This window comes from Streptomyces sp. NRRL WC-3549 (assembly GCF_000721935.1).
GTDB lineage: Bacteria > Actinomycetota > Actinomycetes > Streptomycetales > Streptomycetaceae > Streptomyces.
In genome coordinates, this window is the sequence record NZ_KL585406.1 from 78,436 (window position 1) to 78,689 (window position 254).

Annotated in this window: 1 pseudogene; it reads right to left on the reverse strand. The window is 78.3% G+C overall.

The annotated features are described in order from the left end of the window. Nucleotides 1-254 (reverse strand): annotated as a pseudogene (locus tag IH13_RS0119005) (bifunctional RNase H/acid phosphatase); the annotation flags it as partial.

Consider the following 254-nt stretch of genomic DNA (forward strand, 5'->3'; position numbering starts at 1 on the left):
GGCCATCGCGGCGCGGACCCTGGCGGCGCCCGCCGTCGCGTCTCCGGGCGGACCGGCCGGTTCCGGGTCGGGGGCGGTACGCGGCGCGTCCAGCTCGGCGGTCGAGGCCGCCGGGTCCCACTGGCCGCCCCGCTTTCCCGCGTCCATCGCCTCGTTGGCGAGCCGGTCGGCGTGCTTGTTCTCGGCGCGCGGGATCCATTCGTACGTCACCGAGGACGCGGGCAGAATGCCCGCGGCCCGGGCCGCGAGCGGCT